This window comes from Neptuniibacter marinus (assembly GCF_001597725.1).
Classification (GTDB): domain Bacteria; phylum Pseudomonadota; class Gammaproteobacteria; order Pseudomonadales; family Balneatricaceae; genus Neptuniibacter; species Neptuniibacter marinus.
The window spans coordinates 1-420 of sequence record NZ_LUTR01000057.1 but is presented as its reverse complement, the minus strand read 5'-3'; the positions used below and the strand labels follow the sequence as shown (position 1 = coordinate 420).

General features: G+C 43.8%; 1 protein-coding gene. It reads right to left on the bottom strand.

Annotated elements, in window-relative coordinates; genetic code table 11:
* Positions 1–344: O-methyltransferase (locus A3774_RS16025; protein WP_197468085.1), on the bottom strand; the 344-nt coding region annotated here is incomplete at its 3' end.
* Between the last annotated feature and the right edge of the window lie 76 nt (positions 345–420).

Sequence of the window (420 nt, the reverse complement as noted above, 5' to 3'; positions counted from 1 at the left end):
TTTAAAACTTCACAAACATCGCCTGACCATTGGGTAATATTTTCCAAAACTTGAGCTTGTTCGAAGTTGTCACGAGCCTCTTCTATCTTAAGCGGATTGACTTCAATGGTATGCACCATTCCGGTGTTCGCGATTGATGAGGCTAACCAAATCGTTGAGTATCCATTTGAGGTGCCAATTTCTAAGATACGCTGCGCGTTCGTGGCTTTAACCAGTACTGAGAGAAACTCACCGGTATCTTTTGTAATGTTGAGGTACTTTTTCGCTCGCTCTGACTGCAGACGATCGTTGTCATTGCCTAACCGCTCCAATCGCTCTAAAACCTCTTGCGTCTTAGTATTCATACTTCAGCTTCCTTGTAATGTGGCGCTAATTAAACAAGACCAGCTAAGATCCAACCTCCAGATCTGAGCCAAAACG